The sequence below is a fragment of the Streptomyces sp. NPDC060205 genome, from assembly GCF_042728395.1.
GTDB lineage: Bacteria > Actinomycetota > Actinomycetes > Streptomycetales > Streptomycetaceae > Streptomyces.
In genome coordinates, this window is record NZ_JBHWZP010000002.1 from 60,906 (window position 1) to 83,656 (window position 22,751).

Annotated in this window: 21 protein-coding genes; 12 read left to right on the forward strand and 9 right to left on the reverse strand. The window is 70.7% G+C overall.

The features are described 5' to 3' along the window. Positions 1–96: 96 nt before the first annotated feature. The 5 genes from aztD (at position 97) to ACFWGJ_RS00730 (ending at position 5,609) form a co-directional block, all read left to right on the forward strand. Positions 97–1,299, forward strand: a complete 1,203-nt coding sequence (aztD, locus tag ACFWGJ_RS00710) for a zinc metallochaperone AztD (RefSeq protein WP_387320034.1) — start codon at positions 97–99, stop codon at positions 1,297–1,299. Between the two features lie 133 nt (positions 1,300–1,432). Then, positions 1,433–2,353, forward strand: a complete 921-nt coding sequence (locus ACFWGJ_RS00715; protein WP_387320035.1) for a transglutaminase-like domain-containing protein — start codon at positions 1,433–1,435, stop codon at positions 2,351–2,353. A 400-nt stretch (positions 2,354–2,753) separates the two neighbouring features. Then, positions 2,754–3,263, forward strand: coding sequence for a DUF4334 domain-containing protein (locus ACFWGJ_RS00720; RefSeq protein ID WP_387320036.1), 510 nt, complete (start codon positions 2,754–2,756; stop codon positions 3,261–3,263). After that, a complete protein-coding gene (locus tag ACFWGJ_RS00725) occupies positions 3,260–4,351 on the forward strand; it encodes an NAD(P)-dependent alcohol dehydrogenase (RefSeq protein WP_387320037.1) in 1,092 nt (363 codons plus the stop codon). Before ACFWGJ_RS00720 ends, ACFWGJ_RS00725 begins: the two co-directional genes overlap by 4 nt. A gap of 61 nt (positions 4,352–4,412) precedes the next feature. Beyond that, on the forward strand, positions 4,413–5,609 hold the full coding sequence (locus tag ACFWGJ_RS00730; RefSeq protein ID WP_387320038.1) for a TetR/AcrR family transcriptional regulator: 1,197 nt from the start codon (positions 4,413–4,415) through the stop codon (positions 5,607–5,609). 20 nt (positions 5,610–5,629) lie between these two features. Here the strand turns inward: ACFWGJ_RS00730 and ACFWGJ_RS00735 are convergent, their stop codons facing one another. After that, the gene (locus ACFWGJ_RS00735) at positions 5,630–6,838 is read right to left on the reverse strand and encodes an oxygenase MpaB family protein (RefSeq protein WP_387320039.1); all 1,209 of its coding nucleotides are present in this window, start codon (positions 6,836–6,838) and stop codon (positions 5,630–5,632) included. A gap of 340 nt (positions 6,839–7,178) precedes the next feature. Here ACFWGJ_RS00735 and ACFWGJ_RS00740 point away from each other — a divergent pair, with 340 nt between their 5' ends. From ACFWGJ_RS00740 to ACFWGJ_RS00750, 3 genes are all read left to right on the forward strand, one after another. Continuing rightward, the gene (locus ACFWGJ_RS00740) at positions 7,179–8,519 is read left to right on the forward strand and encodes an FG-GAP repeat domain-containing protein (protein ID WP_387320040.1); all 1,341 of its coding nucleotides are present in this window, start codon (positions 7,179–7,181) and stop codon (positions 8,517–8,519) included. A 206-nt stretch (positions 8,520–8,725) separates the two neighbouring features. After that, the gene (locus ACFWGJ_RS00745; protein WP_387320065.1) at positions 8,726–9,373 is read left to right on the forward strand and encodes a dihydrofolate reductase family protein; all 648 of its coding nucleotides are present in this window, start codon (positions 8,726–8,728) and stop codon (positions 9,371–9,373) included. A gap of 413 nt (positions 9,374–9,786) precedes the next feature. Then, a complete protein-coding gene (locus tag ACFWGJ_RS00750) occupies positions 9,787–10,074 on the forward strand; it encodes a hypothetical protein (protein ID WP_387320041.1) in 288 nt (95 codons plus the stop codon). 72 nt (positions 10,075–10,146) lie between these two features. Here ACFWGJ_RS00750 and ACFWGJ_RS00755 read toward each other — a convergent pair whose 3' ends face one another. Continuing rightward, the gene (locus ACFWGJ_RS00755; RefSeq protein WP_387320042.1) at positions 10,147–10,695 is read right to left on the reverse strand and encodes a TetR/AcrR family transcriptional regulator; all 549 of its coding nucleotides are present in this window, start codon (positions 10,693–10,695) and stop codon (positions 10,147–10,149) included. Positions 10,696–10,768: 73 nt separating this feature from the next. Here ACFWGJ_RS00755 and ACFWGJ_RS00760 point away from each other — a divergent pair, with 73 nt between their 5' ends. Next, on the forward strand, positions 10,769–11,815 hold the full coding sequence (locus tag ACFWGJ_RS00760; protein WP_387320043.1) for an aldo/keto reductase: 1,047 nt from the start codon (positions 10,769–10,771) through the stop codon (positions 11,813–11,815). Positions 11,816–12,017: 202 nt separating this feature from the next. On the opposite strand, the gene ACFWGJ_RS00765 is transcribed toward ACFWGJ_RS00760, so the two are convergent. From ACFWGJ_RS00765 to ACFWGJ_RS00790, 6 genes are all read right to left on the reverse strand, one after another. Beyond that, entirely contained in the window at positions 12,018–12,605 is a 588-nt protein-coding gene (locus tag ACFWGJ_RS00765) for a hypothetical protein (protein WP_387320066.1), read from the reverse strand. A 32-nt stretch (positions 12,606–12,637) separates the two neighbouring features. Continuing rightward, positions 12,638–14,029, reverse strand: a complete 1,392-nt coding sequence (locus ACFWGJ_RS00770; RefSeq protein WP_387320044.1) for a hypothetical protein — start codon at positions 14,027–14,029, stop codon at positions 12,638–12,640. Next, complete coding sequence (locus ACFWGJ_RS00775; RefSeq protein WP_387320045.1) at positions 14,026–14,835, reverse strand: ABC transporter ATP-binding protein; 810 nt, start codon at positions 14,833–14,835, stop codon at positions 14,026–14,028. The genes ACFWGJ_RS00770 and ACFWGJ_RS00775 overlap by 4 nt, the downstream gene beginning before the upstream one ends. 32 nt (positions 14,836–14,867) lie before the next feature. Next, on the reverse strand, positions 14,868–15,695 hold the full coding sequence (locus tag ACFWGJ_RS00780) for a zf-HC2 domain-containing protein (protein ID WP_387320046.1): 828 nt from the start codon (positions 15,693–15,695) through the stop codon (positions 14,868–14,870). Continuing rightward, positions 15,692–16,252 (reverse strand): RNA polymerase sigma factor, encoded by a 561-nt coding sequence (locus ACFWGJ_RS00785; protein WP_387320047.1) that lies wholly within the window; start codon positions 16,250–16,252, stop codon positions 15,692–15,694. The genes ACFWGJ_RS00780 and ACFWGJ_RS00785 overlap by 4 nt, the downstream gene beginning before the upstream one ends. A 66-nt stretch (positions 16,253–16,318) precedes the next feature. Further along, complete coding sequence (locus ACFWGJ_RS00790; RefSeq protein ID WP_387320048.1) at positions 16,319–17,242, reverse strand: LysR family transcriptional regulator; 924 nt, start codon at positions 17,240–17,242, stop codon at positions 16,319–16,321. 90 nt (positions 17,243–17,332) lie between these two features. Between ACFWGJ_RS00790 and ACFWGJ_RS00795 the strand changes: the two genes are divergently transcribed. The 3 genes from ACFWGJ_RS00795 to ACFWGJ_RS00805 all read left to right on the forward strand — a co-directional run bounded on the left by ACFWGJ_RS00795 (position 17,333) and on the right by ACFWGJ_RS00805 (position 21,799). Further along, complete coding sequence (locus ACFWGJ_RS00795; RefSeq protein ID WP_387320049.1) at positions 17,333–18,679, forward strand: aspartate aminotransferase family protein; 1,347 nt, start codon at positions 17,333–17,335, stop codon at positions 18,677–18,679. Between the two features lie 275 nt (positions 18,680–18,954). Beyond that, a complete protein-coding gene (locus tag ACFWGJ_RS00800) occupies positions 18,955–20,211 on the forward strand; it encodes a cytochrome P450 (protein WP_387320050.1) in 1,257 nt (418 codons plus the stop codon). A 151-nt stretch (positions 20,212–20,362) separates the two neighbouring features. Then, positions 20,363–21,799, forward strand: coding sequence for an FG-GAP and VCBS repeat-containing protein (locus tag ACFWGJ_RS00805; RefSeq protein WP_387320051.1), 1,437 nt, complete (start codon positions 20,363–20,365; stop codon positions 21,797–21,799). Positions 21,800–22,046: 247 nt separating this feature from the next. Here the strand turns inward: ACFWGJ_RS00805 and ACFWGJ_RS00810 are convergent, their stop codons facing one another. Next, positions 22,047–22,751, reverse strand: a complete 705-nt coding sequence (locus tag ACFWGJ_RS00810) for a S1 family peptidase (protein WP_387320052.1) — start codon at positions 22,749–22,751, stop codon at positions 22,047–22,049.

The following is a 22,751-nucleotide window of genomic DNA, read 5'->3' on the forward strand; positions in this document are numbered from 1 at the left end:
CGCATCGCACCGGACACCCGGCCGCCGACGCGGTCGAAACCGTCCTGCGTCCATGCCACCACTGCCGCCACCGCGCGGCGAGAAAGGGAAACAACAATGAACAAGTCGATACGCACCAGAGCCCTCACCGGCACAGCACTCGCCCTGGCGGTGTCCACGGTTCTGAGCGCCTGCGGAGGAGAGGAGAAGGCCTCTTCCGACGCCAAGGCCGAGGGCGCCCAGAGCACGAAGCCCGCGACCGCGGTCAAGCAACCGCTGGTGGCCAGCTTCGACGGCGGTCTGTACATCCTTGACGGTGAAAGCCTCGAACTGCGCAAGACCATCGACCTGCCCGGCTTCAACCGGGTCAACCCCGCCGGTGACGAGGACCATGTCGTCGTCTCCACCGACGCCGGCTTCCGCGTGCTCGACGCCGCCGGGCAGGCTCTCACCGACATCGAGTACAAGGGCGCCAAGCCCGGCCACGTCGTGCGCCACGCGGGCAGGACGGCGCTCTTCACGGACGGCACCGGAGAGGTCAACGTCTTCGACCCCGCCGATCTGAGCAGCGGGAAGAAGCCGAAGGGACGCACCTACGCCTCCGCCGAGGCCCACCACGGTGTCGCCATCGAACTGGCCAACGGCGAACTCCTCAGCACCCTGGGCACCGAGGAGAAGCGGACCGGCGCGCTGGTCCTGGACAAGGACGACAAGGAACTGGCACGCAACGAGAAGTGCCCTGGTGTGCACGGCGAGGCCGCGGCCCGGAACGAGGCCATCGGGGTCGGGTGCGAGGACGGGATCCTCATCTACAAGGACGGCAAGTTCACCAAGGTCGAGGCTCCCGACGACTACGGCCGTATCGGCAACCAGGCCGGCAGCGACGTCTCGCCGGTCCTCCTGGGCGACTACAAGACCGACGCGGAGGCCGAGTTGGAGAGGCCGACGCGTATCTCCCTCATCGACACGGAGAAGAAGAAGCTGCGCCTGGTCGACCTCGGCACCAGCTACTCCTTCCGCTCCCTGGCCCGCGGACCGGAGGGTGAGGCACTGGTCCTCGGCACGGACGGCGCGGTCCACGTGATCGACCCGGCGAGCGGGAAGACCGAGAAGAAGATCTCGGTCGTCGGCACGTGGCAGGAACCGCTGGACTGGCAGCAGCCCCGGCCCACCCTGTTCGTCCGAGGCGGCACGGCCTACGTCTCCGACCCGAACAAGAAGGCGGTGCACGCCATCGACCTGGAGACGGGCAAGGAGATCACCTCCGTCACCCTGCCGCGGAGCACCAACGAACTGTCGGGTGTCGTCGCCGGACACTGACCGCGCATCCTGTCCCCACGGTCGGCGGGCCGTGGGGGCAGTGCGTCTGGACATTTGCGGGGGAATTTTGGCACGGTTGAGGCCCCCGGCCCGGTAATCGAACGTGTGGCCGAAGCCTCTTGGGGGTCCCGTCATGCCAACTGCCCGCCTCGCACCGGACGCTGCCGCCTTCTATGCCGCGCAGAGCGCCTTCTCCGACCCCAACGAGCTCGCCCCGCTCTATGCCGATCTCCCGAGAGATCCTGCTCAACTCGCCCGCATGGCGCGTGATCTGATGATCCATCGGCTGGAGGGCGAGCTGTTCGGCCATGTCATCCCGCAGGACCGCCTGCACGATGACGCCGAGACGCGCTACCTCGACGACATCCTGCGGATCATCGTCGAGCGGAACTCCGCCCCGCTGATGCAACGGCGCGCTGTTCGTGACCGTTTCGTCGGCGTCTGCCGCGACTTCGCGCTGCTGCACTGCTCGTTCCTGCGTCACGCGGGTGTTCCCTCGCGTATCCGGTCCGGCTTCGCCGACTACTTCGGCTCGGACGGATTCCACTTCGATCATGTGGTGACCGAGTACTGGGACAGCGAGCGGGGCTGGCTGCTCGCCGATCCCGAACTGGCCGACCCGATGGTCCTCGACACATGGAAGGTGGACTTCGACCCGATGGACGTGCCGCGCGACCGCTTTCTGGTCGCGGGCAAGGCCTGGCAGGCCATCCGGGCGGGCGAGGCGGACCCGAAGTCCTTCGGACTGCACCCCCCGCACGAGGGGCCGATGTCCGGGGCATGGTTCGTCGCAGGCAACATCCGCCTCGACCTCGCGGCCCTGAACAAGGTCGAGACGCTGCTGTGGGACATCTGGGGCACGGAGCCGGACAGCGACGAGAAGATGACGGACACGATCCGTGACCTCTACGACCAGGCCGCACTCGTGGCCTGCGACCACGTACCCTTCGACGCGGCACGGACGCTCTTCACGCAGAACGACGGGCTGCGGACGCCACGGACCGTCCTGTCCATGGCGCCCTTCAACGGCCCGCGTGAAGTCACACTCCGGTGACCATCCGGCCGGCTGCTTCTTGACGAAGCTCAGCTCGCCGGGACCGGTGTCGGGGTCCGGACGCCATCCGTCGTCCTGCGCTGCCGGCCGGTGTCGGCCGCAGAGGTCATGGGGACGGCCCCGACGGGGCTTGGCCCGGTTCCGGCAGAAGCCACCACCGTCACGTCGTCGGGAACGTGTCACCTACTGAGCGTTCGCTAAGAACTTCGACCAATGGGTGTCGTCGATCAACTGCCGCTGCAATACTGGGGTTTGAGCGCCAGCGACGGAAAGGCGACGACACTGAGGACGCCGATCGCCCGGCTCTACTGATCGCTCGCTAAGCAGCTCGAACGAGTGCACACCGCAGGCACGCCCGCGTTCCACTTCCCTTTGCCAGCGCCGACGAGAGGCACGCCACATGAACATTCTTGAGGCACGCGCCAGATTCCAGGAGCTCCGGGAGAAGGACGGCCCCGTCGGTCCCGACGAACTGGACGCCATCTGGGCGGCGTTGGCCACGGTCCGCCCCGAGGACATACTCGGCGAGTGGAAGGGCGGCGAGTTCCAGACGGGCCACCCCCTCAACGGCGAGCTGGAGAAGGCCGGTTGGTACGGCAAGACGTTCACCTCCGTGCACGACGTCAAGCCGCTGATGTGCCGTGACGCGACGGGCCGGCTCTACTCCAATTGCGAACTCGGCAAGGGCGAGGCCAGCCTGTGGACCGTGGAGTTCCGCGGCGAGACGACGGCCACCATGGTCTACGACGGGCAGCCGGTCCTCGACCACTTCAAGCAGGTGGACGACACCACGCTGATGGGGATCATGCATGCCAAGGGGGTCCCCGAGGAGGGTCCCTTCTACTACTTCTTCCTGGAGCGGGTCCCGGTGGGCGCGGACGAAGGCGCGCCTGCCGGAGAGGACGCGTGAGACGCGTCCGCGCCGCGGTCGTAGGGGCGCCGGGCGCCCCGTTCACCGTACGCGCCGCGGACCTTGAGGACCCGCGGGCACACGAGGTCCTGGTGAGGATGACCGCGGTCGGCGTCTGTCACACGGATCTGGGGATGCGGGACAGCTGGCCTCCTCACCTCACCCCGATGGTCTTCGGCCATGAGGGCACCGGCCGGATCGAGACGGTGGGCGCTGAGGTGACCGGCCTCGCGCCCGGGGACCAGGTCTGTCTCACCTTCGCCAGCTGCGGCATCTGCGACCAGTGCACGGCGGGCCACCCGGCCTACTGCCGCTCCGCGCAGGCCCGTAACCTCTCCGGCGGACGCGCGGACGGCAGCACCCCGCTCTCCCTCGACGGCACACCCCTGCACGCCGGTTTCTTCGGCCAGTCCAGCTTCGCCTCGTACGCCGTCGTCCATGAACGCGGTGTGGTCAGGGTGCCGGCCGGCCTGCCGGACGCGGTCGCGGCGCCGCTCGGCTGCAGCGGCCAGACCGGCGCGGGCACCGTCCTCAACCGGCTGCGCCCCGAACCGGGCTCGTCGCTGGTCGTCCTGGGCGCGGGCGCGGTCGGTCTGAGCGCGCTGATGGCCGCCGTGGCGGTGGGCTGCGACCCGGTGGTGGCCGTCGACCCGGTGGCCTCCCGCCGCGACCTGGCCACCGCGCTCGGCGCCAAGGCCGCCCTGGCGCCCGGGGACGGACTCGTGGCGGCGCTCCGCGACCTCACCGGCGGCGGCGCGCACCATGTCGTCGAGACCACCGGCCGTCCGCGGATGGCCCGCCTGGCCGTCGCCGCACTGCGTCCGCGCGGCGACGTCGTCCTGCTCGGCCTCGGCGGGGAGGTGACGTTCGACGTGATGGGCCTGCTCTCCCAGGGGGTCCGTGTGCACGGAGTGATCGAAGGGGACTCCGATCCAGCGCGCTTCATACCCGAGTTGGTGGGCCTCCATGAACGCGGCCTCTTCCCGCTCGACCGGCTGGTCACCACGTTCCCGTTCGAGGACATCGGCGCGGCCGTGGCCGCGATGGGCGACGGCGGCGTGGTCAAACCGGTGCTCACCTTCGCCTGACACCCACACCTGCGGCTCCGTGGCGGCCCGCCTTCTGACGTCCTGTGATTGACTGCTTCGCATGGCCTCCGCCTCCCCGTCCGCCCGTTCGGCCGAGACCGCCGACCGCACCGCGGCCGCTCGGCCCCGCAACCGCAGACAGCTCATCGTCGAGGCGGCCGGGCGGGTCTTCAGCGAGCGCGGCTACCACTCGGCGTCCATGGAACAGGTCGCCGCCGGTGTGGGCATCTCCGCCGCCGCCCTGTACCGGCACTTCCCGAACAAGTACGCGCTGTTCGCCGAGTGCGCCGATGTCATGGTGGACGGACTGGTCGCCGCGCTCGACGAAGTACCGCCCGGGGCGGCCCTGACGGACGTGCTCACCGCCGTCACCCGGATCACCGTCGCTCATCGCGCGTCCGGCGGTGTGTACCGCTGGGAGGCCCGGTACCTCAGCCGCGAGGACCGTCACCGTCTCGCGGCGAAGTTCGGTCATCTCGTCGAGCGGGTCGACGACGCCGTTCAGCGCGAGCACCCGCCGGCCGACGACCGGCTGCGGGCCACGGCGGCCCTCGGCGCGATCGGATCCATCACGATGCACCACACGTCCATCGCCCAACGCAGAGCCGAGGAACTGCTGTTGGCGTCCGCGGCGGGTGTGGCGGCGAGCGATCCGGCCTCCGGGCGACTCGACGCGTACCGTATCGATCTGCCCGCCCGGCCGGTGCCGCGGACGCGACGCGCGGAGATACTCGCGGCCGCCATCCCGCTGTTCGCGCGGCACGGATTCACCAGCGTCACGAACGGACAGATCGCCGAAGCGGTGGGACTGACGCCGTCCGCGCTCTACCGCCACTACCCCGGCAAGATCGACATCCTGGCGGCCGCGTGCCTCCAGGCCGCCGGGCTGCTGGCCCAGGGCGTGGAACGCAACCTGCACGAGGTGACGGGGCCGTACGAGTCCGTCGTCGCTCTGGCCGCGACCTACGTGGCCTACAGCTTCGAGTACACCGAACTGAACAGCGTCGCCGAGGCCGAACTCGCCGGCCTGCCGACCGCACTGCGCCGGCCCGTGGCCCTCGCCCAGCGGGACCACATCGCCGTCTGGGAACAGGAACTCCGGCTGGCCCGTCCCGAGTTGGACCCGCGCCAGGCCCGGGTGCTGGTGCACGCCGGGTTCGGAGTGGTCGTCGAGGCGGGACGCAGACTGCGGTGGCGGGACAGCCCCGGGCATCGCGCGGCCGTGACCGCCCTGATGCTGGGCGCACTCGGGCTCTGAACAGCCGCCGGAGCGACGGTTCAGCCCGCTCTGTTGCCGGTGGGGATCGTAATGGGGGTGGTGGTCCCGGACGAGCCCTTGTTGAGGAACAGCATGGCCAGGGCGCGCACGAACTGGTCGAACACGTAGAAGGTGCCGGGCATGACGGGCGAGAGTCCCTCGCGGAACAGGATGAACGCAGGCCAGGCGGTACGGACCAGGGCGGCCGACGCGTAGTCGCGTTTCAGCCCCAGCCAGTCGCCGACCTCGTCGTTCAGGACGTAGCGCACGAACTCGTTCAGGAACCCGCGGGTGACGCCGAGGTCGATCTGCGCGGTCAGGCCCAGCAGGTCCTCGGCCAGCGCGATGCCCTCGGTGGAGGGGGTGAGGATCGGGGTGAGCACCTGCGCCGCCTGCTTCTCGGCGGCAGCCCACGTCTGGGGTATGTGCTCGTCCGGCACCCCGAGCAGATGGATGGCGACCTGCCACGAGTGCAGGAACGCCTCCTGGTCCGCGGCCGGGAACGGGATCTTCCAGTCGAGCAGCTTCCTGTACACGAAGGTGCCCAGGCTGTGGAAGGTGACCAGGATGTCGGCGGCGCTGATCGGGATCGTCTCGTCGGCGACCGCCTTCCAGTGCGGGGACTGCGGCAGCAGATGGCGGACCGCAGCGTGCACCACGCGCGTCTTGTTGGCGGTGACGACGAACTGCCCCGTCGGCTCGAAGGCACCCAGCTGGGACAGGTCGTAGCCGAAGGTGAACGTCTTGGCCGCACGGTCCTGCATGTCGGCGCCGCCCGCGGACCAGTAGACGCTCTTGGCCTCGCGCGGGATCACGGTGCTCATGATGCCGCTGCCGAGGCCGTACAGCATGAAGAGGTACGTGTCCCTGCGCCGGTTGAAGTCGGCGGCGCGGGCCAGCTTGGTGCGGTCCGCCCACGAGGGCAGCCGGTTGAACTGCCTCAGGTGCGCGGCGAACACGTCCGGGAGGCCGCTGGGCAGCGGGTCGTTGTTGTTCACCCATGATGCCCACGCGGTGTTGATCGCCGGCACGTGGCCGTTCTCCAGCATCGAGACCATCAGGGGATCCGTCGCGTCGTCCCAGATCCAGGCCGGATCGGCCCCCGCGGCGGCGCCCGCCGCCGAGCCCGCCGAGCCCGTCGACGCCAGCGCCCCGGCGGGGTTCGCCACGCCCACCAGGCCGAGGGCGACACCGAGGGACAGTGCCCTTCTTCTGCTGAGATTCTCCATTGACTTACCTGCTTCCCGTCGAGAGGAACGACACCGATTTAGGCCCCGGCGTCCGCCAGTTGCTTGCTCCGTGCGTGCTGCGCCTTGTAGCAGGAATGTGATTGGCGATTAACATAGCGAGGCTTATTGCCGACGGCAATGGTGATGACCTGATGCCCGCGGTGTTCCCGAGGACGATGTCGCGCCGCTCGCCGCCCGACGGCGCCCACCGAAGCGGCGGACACGCACCGGCACCGGCACCGACCCCTGGCCGGCGTACGCGGGCCCCACGTGCATCACCCCCGTAACAAAATGATCTGTTTGCTTGTGCGGGCCTTGTCCGCGCCCGTGAAGTGGGCTGATGCACTTTTCGACAGCAGGCGGTCCCCTCTTCCGCCACCTGCGCGTGTGGCACGCCGTACCGGCCTCCCTCGTAGTGGTGGCGGTGCTGGCGTTCCTTGTCCTTCAACCGTCCGACGGCGTGCGCTCGGTGCCCAACAGCCCCTGCCGGCCGACCGGTTCGGCGCGCGAGGACACGCCTGCGGGCCCCGATCTCGACGGGGACGGCTTCGCCGATCTGGTGCACGAGATCTCTCGGGACATGAAGGTCGACGTGGTCGTCGTGCCCGGCTCCGCGCACGGTCCGGACCAGGACCGCACGAGCGTCCTCACCCAGGAGGACCTCGGTGTGCCGGACGAGATCTACACGGGCGACGAGTCGTGGCAGCCCACGGTCGCCGACCTGGACGAGGACGGCCACGCCGACCTCGTCGTCAGCAGCGCCGCCCAGATCGTGTGGGGCGGTTCCGAAGGCCCGCGGGCCGACGGACCGCACGGGCGCGTTCCCCTGCCGGGCAGCGGATACGGCACCGCGCCGATCGCCGGCGACTTCGACGCGGACGGCCATGTGGACCTGGCGGTCTTCAGGTTCTCGAACGAGGATCGAGAACTGGTCGTCCTCAAGGGCCCGTTCAAGCGCTCCGGCGCCCCCGCCCGGACCGTGGAGATCCCCAGCCCGGTCCACGAGGGCGCGTCCCCCGTGCTCGTCGCGGGGTACGCGAACGACGACCGCGCCACCGATCTCGCGCTCTACGACTCCCCGTGGGATCCTCCCCTGCTGTTCGCCGGCGGCGCCCGCACCGCCTCCGGCCTGAGCAAGGAGCCCGAGCGGCTGCCGGAGGGCGAGAACGTCGTCTTCGGCGACTTCGACGGCGACGGGCGGCAGGACGTCGCCGTCGGGCGCAGCTTCGTCGACGGCGACGACGAGATCGACACGCCCCACCGGCGCGGGCAGATCGGCGTCCGCTACGGGAAGGAGCCGGGGAAGTGGGTCACCATGGACGGCGGCGACTTCAAGGAGGGCTTCGGCGCCGGGCTCGCCGCCGCGGACTTCGACGGCGACGGCTGTGACGACCTGGCCGTACAGCTCACCAAGAAGAAGGAGACGGGGGACGCGCGGATCGAGGTGCTGCGGGGCGGTTCCGAGCACGGGCTCGGGTCGAAGCCCTGGCGCGCCACCAAGCGCTCCACGCCGGGTGACGACGGCCCGCGCGACGGCACGCTCTTCGCCGTCCACGACTGGGACGGGGACCACCGCGCGGAACTGGCCCTTCTCGGCGAGGACAGGTGGTGGATCACCGACGGCACGAACCGCGACGAGGCGTCCTTCCCGGTCCGCCCCCGCAAGGACCAAGGCTCCTAGTCACCTGCTCGTCGTCCGCCGGCAGCGGGCCTGCCGGGGCCCCTCCGCGAGCAGGGCCCCGGCGAGCCGACGGCTCCGGGAACGGTTGCGCGGGGCACGCTGTAAAGAAACCTGGGCGCTGCTGTCGATCCCGTCATGTGCCGTTCGACGTACTGACGTAGGACGCATCACCGTACAAGGAGGGACACGACCTGATGAGGGAACACATGGCTCAGCTGCTGCGCGTACAGAATTTCAGCGTCTCCAGCGACGGCATCGCCGCAGGGGAGGACCAGAGCCTGGAGCGGCCCTTCGGCCACCACGTCGATCCGGGGAAGCTCTTCGCCTGGGCCGGTGCCACCGCACACTGGCCCAACCGCACCGAGCCCGGCGGAACCCGCGGCCTCGACGACTACTTCACCCGGGACTTCAGCCACAACATCGGCGCCGAGATCATGGGCCGCAACAAGTTCGGACCCCAGCGCGGCCCCTGGGAGGACCACCAGTGGCGCGGCTGGTGGGGCGACGAGCCTCCCTTCCACACACCGGTGTTCGTCCTGACCCATCACACGCGTCCGTCCTTCACGCTCTCCGACACCACGTTCCACTTCGTGGACAGCGACCCCGCCACCGTTCTCGCACAGGCACGGGAGGCCGCGCAGGGCAAGGACGTCCGGCTCGGCGGCGGTGTGGGCACCGTCCGCGAGTTCCTCGACGCCGACCTCGTCGACACCCTGCACGTGGCCGTCGCACCGGTGAAACTCGGATCCGGGCTACGGCTGTGGGACTCCCCCGACGAGCTGCTGGACCGCTTCCACCTGGAGGTCGTGCCCAGCCCGAGCGGCGTCACCCACCACCTCTTCTGGCGCAAGTGACCGCGAGGGCGGCCGGGGAACCTCAGCGCGGCCGACGCGAGCGATCCGACGACCGGCGTACGTCGTAGCGGCAGTTCCGGCCCGTCGGTGCCACACCCACCGCGGGCATGGGCATGGGCATGGGCATGGACGGGCCGGTCGGCCGTGCGCCGGGACCGGGCGACCCGGCCACCAGGCCACCAGGCCACCAGGCCACCAGGCCACCAGGCCACCAGGCAGATCATGTGCTGGTCATGTGCTGGTCGGCGGTGCCACCCGCGTCGCCCCCTGACCGTCGGAAACGGCCAGAACCGGTGTGGCGAGGGGGTCCGCGAGCTCAAGTCGCGGTGTTCATACGGGAATCGCGGGCAACCGTAGGGTGGCCGATCCCTGTCGGGACCGGGTCCGAGCGCGATCACCCGAAGGAGAGACAGATGACCACGCAGTATGGCGACCGACCGACCGGACAGCAGCCCCACGGTGCTGGACAGCAGCCCCACGGTGCACCGCAGGGCACGGCGACCGGCAACGTGCTGAGCATCATCGCGATGGTGCTGGGCGTGATCTCCCTGCTCTTCTTTCCGATCGTCTTCGGTGTGATCGGCGTGATCCTGGCCATCATCGCCAAGACCGTCCGGCACGAGCGGCTGGCCGTGCCCGCGCTCGTGGTCAGCGCTGTCGGCCTGATAGGCGGCCTGCTCCTCGGCGCTCTGCTGGCCTAGGACGTCTCGTTTCCTCCGGATCGCCGGTCCGTCGGCGGGGCAGCGCGGTCCTGAGGGCGTGGACGGTGTCGCTCAGATGCCGGGCTGCCCGTTGACGATCGCCATCAATGCCGCCGCGAAGGGCGCGGGATCCAGGTCGCCGCGGATCGCCAGTTGCTGGCTGTAACTGAGACAGACGGCCACGAACCCTTCGGCGATCTGCTCCGCGTCCTGCTTCCGCCCCTCGGGCACCAATTCGGCCACCGCCTCCCGCATGGCGGCGAGTTGCTGTCGTACGACGACCGCCAGCTGCGGCGACACCGCCGCCTCTGCATAGATCTGGGCCACCAGCCGGGCATGGCCCGACTCACGCGCACGGGCACGTACGTGTGCGAGGAAACTCGCGACGGCCTCGGCGGTGAGCGCCTTCGGCAGGGCCTCGCTGCCCTCTTCGCACACGGCGACGACGATCTCGTCCTTGCTGGTGAAGTGGCGGTAGATGGCCCCGTTGGAGAGCCCGGACTCGGCGACGATGTCGGCCATGGACGTGCGGGCGAAGCCATGACTGGCGAACCGGGCCCGGGCGGCGTCGACGATCTGTCGACGGCGGGCGTCCATGTGCTCCTGGCTGACCTTCGGCATAAAAAAGAGTGACCCCTCGTTTTTCTTTGTTACGGTGGGCGAGCCTATCGCACCACCGAACCCAGGAGCTGCCATGCGTTACCGGACCTTCGGCCGGCTGACCGGACTGCGCGTGTCGGAGTACGCGCTCGGAACGGCGAACTTCGGCCTGTCGGACACCAGCGCCGGCCCCGAGGGCTCGCAGCAGATCTTCGAGGCCTTCGTCGCCGCTGGCGGCACCACGTTCGACACGTCCAACCTCTACCAGGACGGACAGGCCGAAACGGTGCTCGGCGGGCTGCTCGGCGACCGGCGGGACGACTTCGTCGTCATCACCAAGTACAGCGGGACGCGGCAGCAACACCCCCGGCCCGGCACCACCGGCAACAGCCGCAAGACCATGGTCCGCGCCCTGGAGGCGAGCCTGCGTCGCCTCGACACCGACTATGTGGACGTCTTCATGCCGCACTTCCCCGACGGAACCACCCCGATCGAGGAGATCCTGGCCGGGCTCGACGACCTGATCCGCTCCGGCAAGATCCTCCACGGCGCCCTGTCCAACTTCCCCGCCTGGCGCGTCGCCGGCGCCGCCGTCCGGGCTGACCTGCACGGCCTGGCCCCACTGGTCGGCATCCAGACCGAGTACAGCCTGGCCGAACGCTCCGCCGACCGGGAACTGCTCCCGATGGCGCAGGCACACGGCCTGGGCGCGTTTCTCTACTCACCGCTGGCCGGAGGGCTGCTCACCGGCAAGTACCGACAGGGTGAACGGGGCCGGTTGAGTGCTCGCGGCGACACCATCGAGGGCACCGCGCAGCGCACCGCCGTCGTGGACGCCGTCCTCGCGATCGCCGAGGAGAACGGCGTGAGTCCCCTCCAGGTCGCCCTGGCCTGGCTCCGGCGCCGCGCGGCACAGGCCCACACCGCCCTGATCCCGATCGTCGGCCCCCGCACCCTGACGCAGTGGGAGGAGTATCTGCGCTCGCTCCACCTCGATCTCAGCGATCAGCACTATCAGCAGCTGGACCGGATCAGCACGGTCCGTATGGGAACCCCGCATGAGGACACCGCCGCGGCCCTGGAACGCGGCTTCGACGGCGATCGCTCACTTCTTGCGCCTCTGTCCGTTCCCGTCGCGTGAGAGCCGCCCCGGCACCGGCCGAGGAACGCGGCTCTAGGGCCTGTTGGGGTACGCCGCGCTGCTTGTACTTGGTCTCGACGGCGTCCAGGGCGGTGACGGAGGAGGCGTCCCGGACATGGGCGGCCGTCAGGTCGATGACGGCCCTGTCGGGGTCGCCGGTGTAGTCGCACAACCCGCGGAACCGCTGGACGCCCAGGTCCGGCTACCGTCTCGGACCCGCGACAGCGTAGGCAGCGGTGCCCACGACCATGAGTACCAAGGCCGTCCAGGTTGCCGCCGCCGTACCGGGTGGCAGCAACATCCACGTCGCCACCTGCGTCGGCGTACTCGTCGAGGGCGGCGCGAAGAAGGCGTACGAGAGCCAGGCGAACGGCAGTGTCCAGGCGTACTGGCCGCCCGCGAGTACCGCGCCCAGGGCGACCAGTCCCATCAGACCCGCGCTGGTGCGGACGACGAACGCGGTGGTGGCCAGGTCCTCGCCCATGGTCTGCACGGTCAGCAGCACCGCGGCGACGACCGCTCCCGCGCACAGCACGTGCGCCGCCCTGCGGGGCGCCCAGCGGATCGCGGCCGTCCGGTCCAGCGCGTGGTCCTGTCCGCTGAGCCCGACCGAGAACGCCATCGCCCCGGCGGCGAGGACGAGCGCGGGCAGCCGCGGATCGGCGGGCCCACCGGCCCCGCCGCCGTCCCCGTCCCGGGCGAGCACCGCCACCGTGACCGCGCCCACGAGCACCGCGGCGAGCGACGCGGGGACCTGGCGCGAGCGGGCGTACAGCGTCAGCCACCGCAACGGGGTCACCGGGGTCATACGGATCACCTGGATCACCTGGAAGCACCGCCCTTCAGCGCGGCGAGAGGTTCGCCCTCGCAGGACAGCGCGGTGGTACGCATCGCGGTGATCCGGGAGAGCTGTTCGTCCGGTGGCAGTGCCTTGAGTTTCTTCCACACCGGGCGGGCCGCGGCAATCTGCTCGGCCGCCGAGAAGCCGTTGCCGGCGAGGGGTTCGAGGTCACCGGTGACCCAGGCGACCGCGACGCTCTGCGGGGCGGGGTCAGCCGCCGTGCCGCTCCAGCCGACGGGGACACACATCGGCACCAAGGCCTGCGCGATCAGGGCCCGGGTCAGCTCCTCACCCTTCAAGCCGGTGATCATGTCGTCGTCGAAGTCGAACAGCACGCTCTCGCGGGACCACCGTGGCGTGGTGCCCTGCGGCAGTACGGCGGCGTTCTCCCGGACCGAGACCGGCGCCCGGTCGCCGAGGGCGGTGTGCAGCAGGCGCAGTGCCTTCTTGCCGGGGCCCGCGACCTCGTCGAGCCGTGCCCGCTGTGTTGTCGTCACGCAGACCGGGCCGTCGCAGACCAGTTCCGCGGCTGCCTTGTCGACGACGTACATCCGGCCCGGGTCGGAGGGCAGCACGAGCAGAGCCACCGCCGCTCCCGCCACGAGCGGTGTCAGGGCGGTCAGCCGGGCTCGCGGGGTCGCGGCGATCAGCAGTGCGAAGCCGGTCACGGCCATGCCGAGCAGCCAGACCGTCTGCCCGAGGTGCACGGACGCGGAGAGCGTGACGAGGGCGTCGCGCACCTCCTCCACGGTCGGTGACAGCAGCGAGACCCGGTTCGGCTCGGTGCCCGGGAACCCGCCCTCCGTGACCGTCCGCGTCCGGCCCAGGGACGAGTGCATCAGGACCGTGAACACGAAGGCGGCCATGGCCACCGCGGGCGGGGTGAGTGCGGACGGCAGGGCCCGTCCGGCCCCCATGCCCAGCACGGAGCCCGCGACGAGGAAGAGCGCTCCGACGAGTGAGATCGGCAGCCAACCGACGTGCGTGTAAGCGGTGTTGCCCCACACCTGGACCCCGCCCACCAGGACCAGGAGCGCGAAGGCCGAGGCCAGTGTGAACGCGGTGGTGCCCGCCAGTGCGGCGGCGCGGTGCCGGGCCGGCCTCGGCGTGCTGGTCAGCAGCTCGTACATCGTCGAGCGGTGGTCGCGCAGCCCCTGCAGCGCTCCGAGCCCCACGGCCAGCGGCCACAGGTAGAAGAGCAGGGAGCGGGTCCACATGGCCATGGGCGTCCACTGGGCCGTCCACGCCGTGGTGCCTCGCCACCACGCGGCGTCCACCAGGTACAGGAACGCCAGCGCCGGAACGAGGACCACCGCGCCGGCCCACGGGGCGACGGAGCGTCTCAGCTCGATGCGCAGGACACGGGTGTTCACCAACTGCCCCTCTCCTGGCCGGGGTTCTGCAGCAGCGCCGAGTAGCCGCGCTCCAGAGGGCTGTCGCCGACGTGCTCGGGGCCGCCCGCCGCGGCCAGTTCGTCCGGGGTGCCCTGGAAGACCAGCCGGCCCTCGGCGAAGAGCAGCACGTCGGTGCAGGCGGCGGCGACGTCCTCCACCAGGTGGGTCGAGACGAGCACACAGGTGTCGGTGCCCAGTTCCTGCAGCAGTTCGCGGAAGCGCAGCCGCTGTGCCGGGTCGAGGCCGACCGTCGGCTCGTCGAGGAGCAGGACCGTCGGGTCGTTGACGATGGCCTGGGCGATGCCGACGCGCCGCACCATGCCGCCCGACAGGGCCTTCATCCTGTCGTCGGCGCGGTCCGCGAGGCCCACCCGCTCCACGGCGCGCTGCACCGCGGCGGGGATGTCCGTCTTCGGCACCTCCTTCAGCCACGCCATGTACTCGACGAACTCGCGCACCGTGAAGCGCTTGTAGTAGCCGAACTCCTGGGGCAGGTAACCGATCCGGCGGCGCAGCGCACGGTGCTCGCCCCGCCCGCCGACGGACTCGCCGAACATCTCCAGGGTGCCCTCGGTGGGGCGCAGCACGGTGGCGAGCGTCCGGATGAGGGTGGTCTTGCCCGCCCCGTTGGGGCCGAGCAGGCCGTGCACACCGGTGCCGAGCCGCAGGTCGAGGCCGTCGACGGCCATCCGTTTCCTGCCGACCCTGACCTTCAGACCGGTGGCCTGGATCTCCCAGGCGTAGGCCGTCGGCGCGAGGTCGGCCGCTTTGACCGCGGACGTCATGTGGTGTTCCTTCCGGTTGGCTCTTGCGTTGCTCATCGATGGGTTTCCAGCACGGAGTACGCGCCTCTGCGGGCGATCACGACTGCGGTGCCCAGTGCCGCGAGCAGCGCCCACACGGGCAGACCGTCCGGCCGCAGGACGACGGCCGTTCGGCTGGTGGCCAGGGTGGGTGCCATGACCAGGGCGGCCCATACGGCGGCCAGCGCGACGGCGGCGCGGGACACCCCGACGGCTCCGCCGAGCGCCAGGGTCGACGCGGTGAAGGCCAGACAGGGCAGCAGCCACTGGGCCACCATCACCCCGTTCGCCCACCCGCACACCAGCAGTACGGGGACGACCACGCCGAGCACGGACGCGGTGCGCCGCAACACCAGTTGGAGCCCGGCCCTGGGCGCCGAGGCCGTCAGCTCGTACGCCGGGTCGAGGCCGCGGGCCCAGGACGCCGCGACTCCGAGTACGGGCAGGACCGGCGCGAACAGCAGCACCACCGACACCTCGCCCGTGCCCGTGCCGAGCACGTCGAGCAGCAGGGCCAGCAGTGTCACGCCCACGACCATGGCCAGCCATGGCACCATCGCGGGCGTCATCCAGCGCGAGAGCCGCGACAGCCAGGCCTGCCGGAACCGTCCGCGGCGCATGGTGGCGGTGACCGCGAGGCGGGGCTCCAGACCGGACCACACGGTGCCGACCAGTGACACCACCGCGGGCACCTCGGCGGCGACCACGGCGGACAGCCGGTCGCGGCACACCCGGCACGCCTCCAGGTGGGCCTCCACGGCCCACACCTCGTCGGCGGCGAGGTCAGCGCCGCCGCGCGCGTACCCCTCGATGATCCGCCCCGACGCGTGTTCCCCACTCATACCAGTGCCCTCCGCATCGCGGTCCGGGCCCGGCGGGCACGGGTCTTGACCGTGCCCTCGGGCAGCCCGAGCAGGACCGCGGTCTCCCGGACGGACAGCCCGTCGAGCACCATGGCCTGCAGTACCTGTCTCAACTCCGGTGCGAGGCGGCGCAGCGCGTCCCCGACCTCGCCGCCGACGGTCCCCGCGAGCGCCTCCTCCTCGGCGGCGGGCACCGCGTCCGGCACGGCGGCGGCCGGCGGCGGCTCCGCGTGGTGCGCCCGGCGCCGGAACGCGTCGACCAGGCGGCGTGCCGCGATCGTCCACAGCCAGCCGGTGGCGGTCCCGCCGACCGCGGCCCCGGCGAACGCTCCCGCCGCGCGCCACACCGCCAGGTACGTCTCCTGCATGACCTCCGCGACGATCTGCTCGTCCCCGCAGCGGCGCCGCAGGCGCACCGCCAGCCACGGCGACGTACGCCGGTACAACTCCTCGAACGCGACACGGTCGCCCCTGGCCACCAGCCGGACGAGACGCTCCTCGTCGACCTCGTGCAGCGCTGCCCTGACTGATCTCACACCTGCTAGACGCCGGGCCCTCGCGTCAGGTTTTCACTTCACCGTGATCCGCGTCACACAAGTGGGTCAGGCGGCGCCCCGCTCGCCGGGTGCGGTGAGGGGTGGCGGTGTCGGGTCGTGGCGCAGGGCGTCCAGGACGACTCGGACGGCGGCGCGGGTGGGGGTGCCTCGGCGGACGGCGGCGGTGATCGTGCGGGTGACGGGGGTGGCGAGTTCGCGCGTGGTCACGTCGTAGCGGCTGTGGGCGACGGCGAGGGCCGGGAGGAGCGTGATCGACAGTCCGGCCTCGACGTGCTGCAGCGCCAGCATGTAGTTGCTGAAACGGCACACGACCCGCGGTTCGAAGCGGGCCTGACGGCACAGCCGGCGGGCGAGGTTGGCCATGTAGGACTGGGGCATGTCGAAGGCCCAGGCCTCGTGCGCGAAGGCGGCCAGGTCGGCGGGGCCGCGTCCGGCGGGATGGCCGGGCGGCAGGACCAGCAGCACCGGGTCCTCGGCCAGCGGCACCAGGTCGAGGTCCGGGCCCAGCGGAAGTTCGTCGAAGTCGGTCGTGGTGATGATGATGTCCGCGTCCGCCATGCGCAGGGCGGGCATGCTCGCGTGCGGCTCCAGTTCGAGGATCTCGACGTCCAGGTGGGGGTGGGCGGCGGCGAGCCGGGTCACCGCCGGTACGGCCAGTGTGTGGATGGCGCTCTGGAACGCGCCCAGCCGGACGAGCCCCGACGGCTCCTCACCGAAGCCGCGCAACTCGCTCTCGACGGCGTCCATGTGGTCGAGGATGGCGCGGGCCCGCTGGGCGAGGATCAGTCCGGCGGATGTCAGCCGTACCCGCCGCCCCGTGCGTTCCAGCAGTCTGGTGCCGGTCTCGGCCTCCAGGACGGCGAGCTGCTGGGAGACGCTCGACGGGCTGAGATGCCCGGCCTGCGCCACCGCGCGCACCGTGCCGAGCGTGTCCAGCTGGCTGAGCAGCCTCAGCCTCCACGGGTTCATCACCCGCCGATTCTTGTACGGTTTTCCCGCACAGGAAAGCCGACATCATGTGATGGACGCGAACCTCGCCGCGTCCCTACCGTCGACGTCATGGCAGACGACAGGGCAGGCGAGACGACCGGTACGGACCGCGACGCACGGTTCTGGCACGACGCACGGCGCCATCTGCTGCGCTACGGCGTCGCCTTCACCCCCGAGATCATCGAGCGCGCGAGCGGCAGCTTCGTGTACGCCGCCGGTGGCCACCGGATCCTCGACTTCACCTCCGGGCAGATGAGCGCGATCCTGGGGCACAGTCATCCACGCATCGTGGAGTGCGTCCAGCGGCAGATAGCCGGACTCGACCACCTCTTCAGCGGCATGCTCAGCCGCCCCGTCGTGGACCTCGCGCGGCGACTGGCCGGCACGCTGCCCGACCCGCTCGACAAGGTGCTGCTGCTCACCACCGGCGCGGAGTCGAACGAGGCCGCGGTCCGGATGGCGAAACTCGTCACCGGCCGCCACGAGATCGTGTCGTTCGCCCGGTCCTGGCACGGCATGACCCAGGCCGCCGCGTCGGCGACGTACAGCGCGGGACGCAAGGGGTACGGACCGGGCGCGCCGGGCAACTTCGCCATCCCCGTACCGCACTCCTGTCGCCCGGACATCACGCACCCCGACGGGACCCTCGACTGGCAGCGCCAGCTCGACCTCGCCTTCGACCTCGTCGACGCCCAGTCCACCGGCAGCCTGGCCGCGTGCCTGGTCGAGCCGATCCTCAGCTCGGGAGGGGTGATCGAGCCGCCCGCCGGCTACTTCGCCGCGCTGCTCCGCAAGTGCCGGGAGCGCGGCATGCTCCTCATCCTCGACGAGGCGCAGACCGGTCTGTGCCGTACGGGCACGTGGTACGCCTTCGAACGCGACGGGGTCGTCCCCGACATCCTCACCCTGTCCAAGACCCTCGGCGCGGGGCTCCCGCTCGCCGCGGTGGTCACCAGCGCCGAGATCGAGGAGCGGGCCCATGAACGCGGCTTCCTGTTCTTCACCACCCATGTCTCCGACCCCCTCGTCGCCGCGGTCGGCAACACGGTCCTCGACGTGCTCGAATCCGAGCGCCTAGATGAACAGGCCCGTGGCCGCGGGGAGTTCCTGCGCAAGGGACTCGACGAACTCGCCGCCCGTCACCCGGTGATCGGCGACGTACGCGGCCGGGGCCTTCTCCTCGGCGTCGAGTTCGCCACGGACGGCGCCGACACCTCGGGGGACGCCCTGGGCGCGCGTGTCACGGGCCGCTGCCTCGAACTGGGCCTGCACATGAACATCGTGCAACTGCCGGGCATGGGCGGCACCCTGCGCATCGCCCCACCCCTGACCGCCACCGAGGAGGAACTGACGCTCGGCCTGGAGATCCTGGACCAGGCACTCACGGAGGCGGGCCGGAGTGCCGGTGAGAGGTGAGCCTCGCGGCCCGATGCCGGTCGAACCGGTCAACCAACCGGGAGAATGAGCCGACTTGAGCTCTTCGGGCGGGGCTTCGTCCGCTTCGTACATGTGCGCGGGGGCCGGGTCGTTACGATGACGGCGGTGGGGTCGGCTCCGGGATTCGCGTCCGGCGACGGTTGCGGCCCTGTCGGGCGGTCGGCCCGGACTCGGTACAGCTCTCCTCGCGGTACGGCCGCACACACGGTAGGCGCACGCAAGGCAACGTATCCCCCGTGCAGTTGGAGCTGTCCATGCGCATCGACCGTTCGAAGCTGTCGCTCGACCAGCCCGTGTCCTCGCTCGATCCGAACCGCGGCACCCATGAGGAAGCAGCCGAGTGGCTGCGGCACGGCCCCGTGGTGCCGGTGGCGCTGCCGGACGACGTCCGCGCCTGGGCGGCCATGTCGGCCGGCGCCGCCCAGACGGTCCTGGACGCGCACCCCGACCTCTCCAGCGATCCGCGGCACTGGGGTGCGTACACACGCGGGGAGATACCCGCCGGATGGCCACTGCTCAACCTGATCGTCGGGGAGTCGATGCTCAATGCCGACGGGGCGGAGCACCGCAGGCTCCGCCGGCTGGTGAGTCACGCCTTCACCCCCCGGCGTATCGACGCGTTCGCGCCCCGGGTCCGCGAGATCACCCAGGAGTTGCTGGACGGTCTGGAGTCCGGGGAGCCGGGAGCGGCGACCGACCTCAAGGAGGGCTTCGCGTATCCGCTCCCGTTGTTGATCATCTGTGAGCTGTTCGGTCTCACCGATCCCGATCAGCAGCGCCGATTACGCGGCCACTTCGGGACGATGCTGAGCGTCGAGGTCAGTGGCGCCGAACGGCAGGAGGCCGCGATCGGGCAGCGCGAGGTGCTGGCACGGCTGGTCGCCGACCGGCGCGCGGCCCCGCTCGGCGATCTCACCAGCGCGCTGATCGAGGCGCTGGACGACGAGGACGACAGGCTGACGGAGAAGGAACTGATCGACACCCTGGAGATCATCCTGCTGGCCGGTCACGAGACCACGGTCAACTCACTGACCAGCACCGTGCACGCCCTGCTCACCCACCCCGAACAACTCGCCGCGCTCCTCGACGGCGAACTGGACTGGCCGGCCGCCGTGGAGGCGGGCCTGCACTGGAACTCCCCGCTCCGCAACCTGTTCATGCGGTACGCGGTCCGGGACACCGTCCTGCACGGAGTGACCGTGCGCCGCGGCGAGCCGATCGTCGTCGGTCTGGCCGCCGCCAACCGCGAACAGCGCGGGACGGTTCCGGCGCGCTTCGACATCCGCGACTCCCACCTCTACGACCGCCAGCTCGCCTTCGGCGCGGGCCCGCACTACTGCCTCGGCGCACCCCTGGCCCGTCTGGAAAGCGCGATCGGGCTCTCCCAGCTCTTCACCCGGTTCCCCGCCATGCGACTGGCCGTGCCCGAGTCGGAACTGGTGCCCGTCATCTCCACGGCGATCAACGGCCTCACCGCCCTCCCCGTCGTCCTGCGGCCGGCTGCCGCGTGAGGCCTGGGCGCGGACCCTCGCGTCGAACTCGGCTCACAGCAGGGCACGTTCACCGGACGGACACCCTCGCACAACCCTTCGTACACCTCACGAGTCACAGCTCCGGAAGTCCTTCCCCCTTGTTTTCCCCTGTGACTACGGGAGTTGCCCTGTGCGTGTACGTACCCTGGCCGCCACCGCCGCCGTAGCGGCACTCACCGCGACCGGTCTGGCCCTGCCGCTCACCGCGAACGCCGCGACCGCGACGACTGCGCGTTTCGACTTCAACGGCGACGGCTACGCGGACATCGCGGTCGGCATGCCCGACGCCACGGTGAACGGCAAGGCCAAGGCCGGTTATGTCAGCGTGATCTACGGCGGCGCGCAGAGCCCGTCCCAGTCCACCGGCGTCATCAGCCAGGCCGAGGCCGGCATACCCGGCACTCCCGAGGCGGGTGACCGGTTCGGCTCCTCCGTGGCTCCCGTCGACGTGAACGGCGACGGAGTCTTCGAACTCGTCGTCGGGGCGAGCGGCGAGTCGCTCACCTCCGACCAGCTCAAGGACGAGGGCACCATCACCGTCCTGGACGGCTCGCAGTGGCAGATCAAGGGCACCACCGTGGCCAGAGGCACCTCCGAGTACAGCAGCATCGGCCGCACCATCGCCACGGGCGACTACGACGGCGACGGAGACACCGACCTCGCGTTCGGCGAGAACGGCGAGGAACACGGTGTGCTCCGGTTCCGCCCGGGCCCTCTCACCGCCGACCCGGTGACCACCACCACCCTGCGCCGCTACAGCATGGGGGGCGCCACCCGCGCCCTGGCCACCGGCGACTTCGACGGCGACGGCCGCGACGACCTCGCCGCCACCTGGCAGGGGCTGGAGGACTCCAGCACCTTCATCACGCGCTGGGACGACCGGGCCGTGCCCGCCCAGTGGTACGCCGACGCCGACCGGGGCGGTGCGCTCGCCGCCGCCGACTTCGACCGGGACGGCACGGACGACCTCGCGATCGGCCTCGTACAGCCCAACCCCGAGTCGGAGAGCACCCATTGCGAGAACCGGCTCGGCGGCGCGGTGCTCCTGCTCAAGGGCTCGAAGAGCGCGCACTTCGGCACCGGGTACGAGTGCATCACGCAGTCGAACCCGGAGGTGGGCGGGGCCGCCGAGGCGGGCGACGACTTCGGCGCCGCGCTGTCCGCCGGCGACCTGAACGGCGACAGCCGTCCGGAACTGGTGGTCGGTGTGCCCGGTGAGGACGTGGGCACCGTGCAGGACGCGGGCGGATACGTCACGATGAACGGCACGGAGCACGGCCTCTACGGAGGGCTGGCCCGCAGCCAGAGCACCCCGAACATGCCCGGCACGGCCGAGGCCGGCGACCGCTTCGGCGCGCAGCTTGCCGTGGGTGACTACAACCGCGACGGACTGTGGGACACCGCGGTGAGCGCACCCGGGGAGAACGCCGGTGAGCCCAGGTCCGGCGGTGTCTGGTTCGCGCCGAGCAGCACGGAGGAGACCTACCCCCTGGGCAAGTCGCTGACCCCGTTCGGCTTCGCGCTGCCCAACGGGGCCGTCAAGTACGGCGAGGTACTGGGGCTCTAGACAGTCGGACTGAGGCGGCCCCGCCCGGCGGGGAGGTGAAACGGGGCCGCCTGCGAGAGCGTCGTGAGCTCTCCGGCCGTGCGGCGCTCCTGTGCGACCGCCCGGGGTCCGGCGACGCCCTCTCATGGCGACTATCTCATCGGCTTGCATGCCTATGGCATATTCCAGCCAAATGTCGAGGCCCGCCGGACGTGCCTGGCGACCCGCACAGCAGCCGCCTGCGCGGAGCGACCTCGACGGAGCGATCTCAGTAGATACTCAGGCCGTACGCTGACAGCCACTCGACCACGGGCTGGTAGTAAGTGACCCCTCCGACGCTGCAGTTACCGCTGCCGCCGACGATGACGCCGACGGCCGTACCGCCCGAGAAGGCCGGACCGCCGGTGTCTCCCGCCTCGGAGCAGATGGTGGACCTGAAGAGCCCGGACACCACTCCCCCGCCGTAGTTGACGGTGACATTGACCGCTTGGACGCTGCCGCAGCGGTATCCGCCGACCCGCCCGACATGGCAGACGGACTGCCCGATCACGGGATTCGCCGCGCCCGTGATGTCACGGGTCCCGGCCCCGGCACCCAGCGACACCTCACCCGGATAGGAGACCGCGGTGTTCGTGTACCGGACACTCGCATAGTCGTTGCCCGGGAAGCTCACCCCCGCGGTGACACCGACACTGACCGTCAGGGCGGCATCGGCGTACCAGGTGGTGGCTCCCTGGGCACACCGGCCTGACACGAAGGCGTACATCGTGGAGCCGGAACGGGCGTTGAAGCCCACCGTGCAGCGGCTGACCGTGCTGTAGAGCGTGTCGCCTCCACGTATCACGACGGCCGCCTGCCCCTCCGCCCGCTCGACGGCCGTAGCGGCGGATCCGGCGACGAGGGACCAGCCGAAGACCAGCACCATCGCGACAACGGCACGGACAACAACCGGCAGACGCCTCACAGAGTGCAT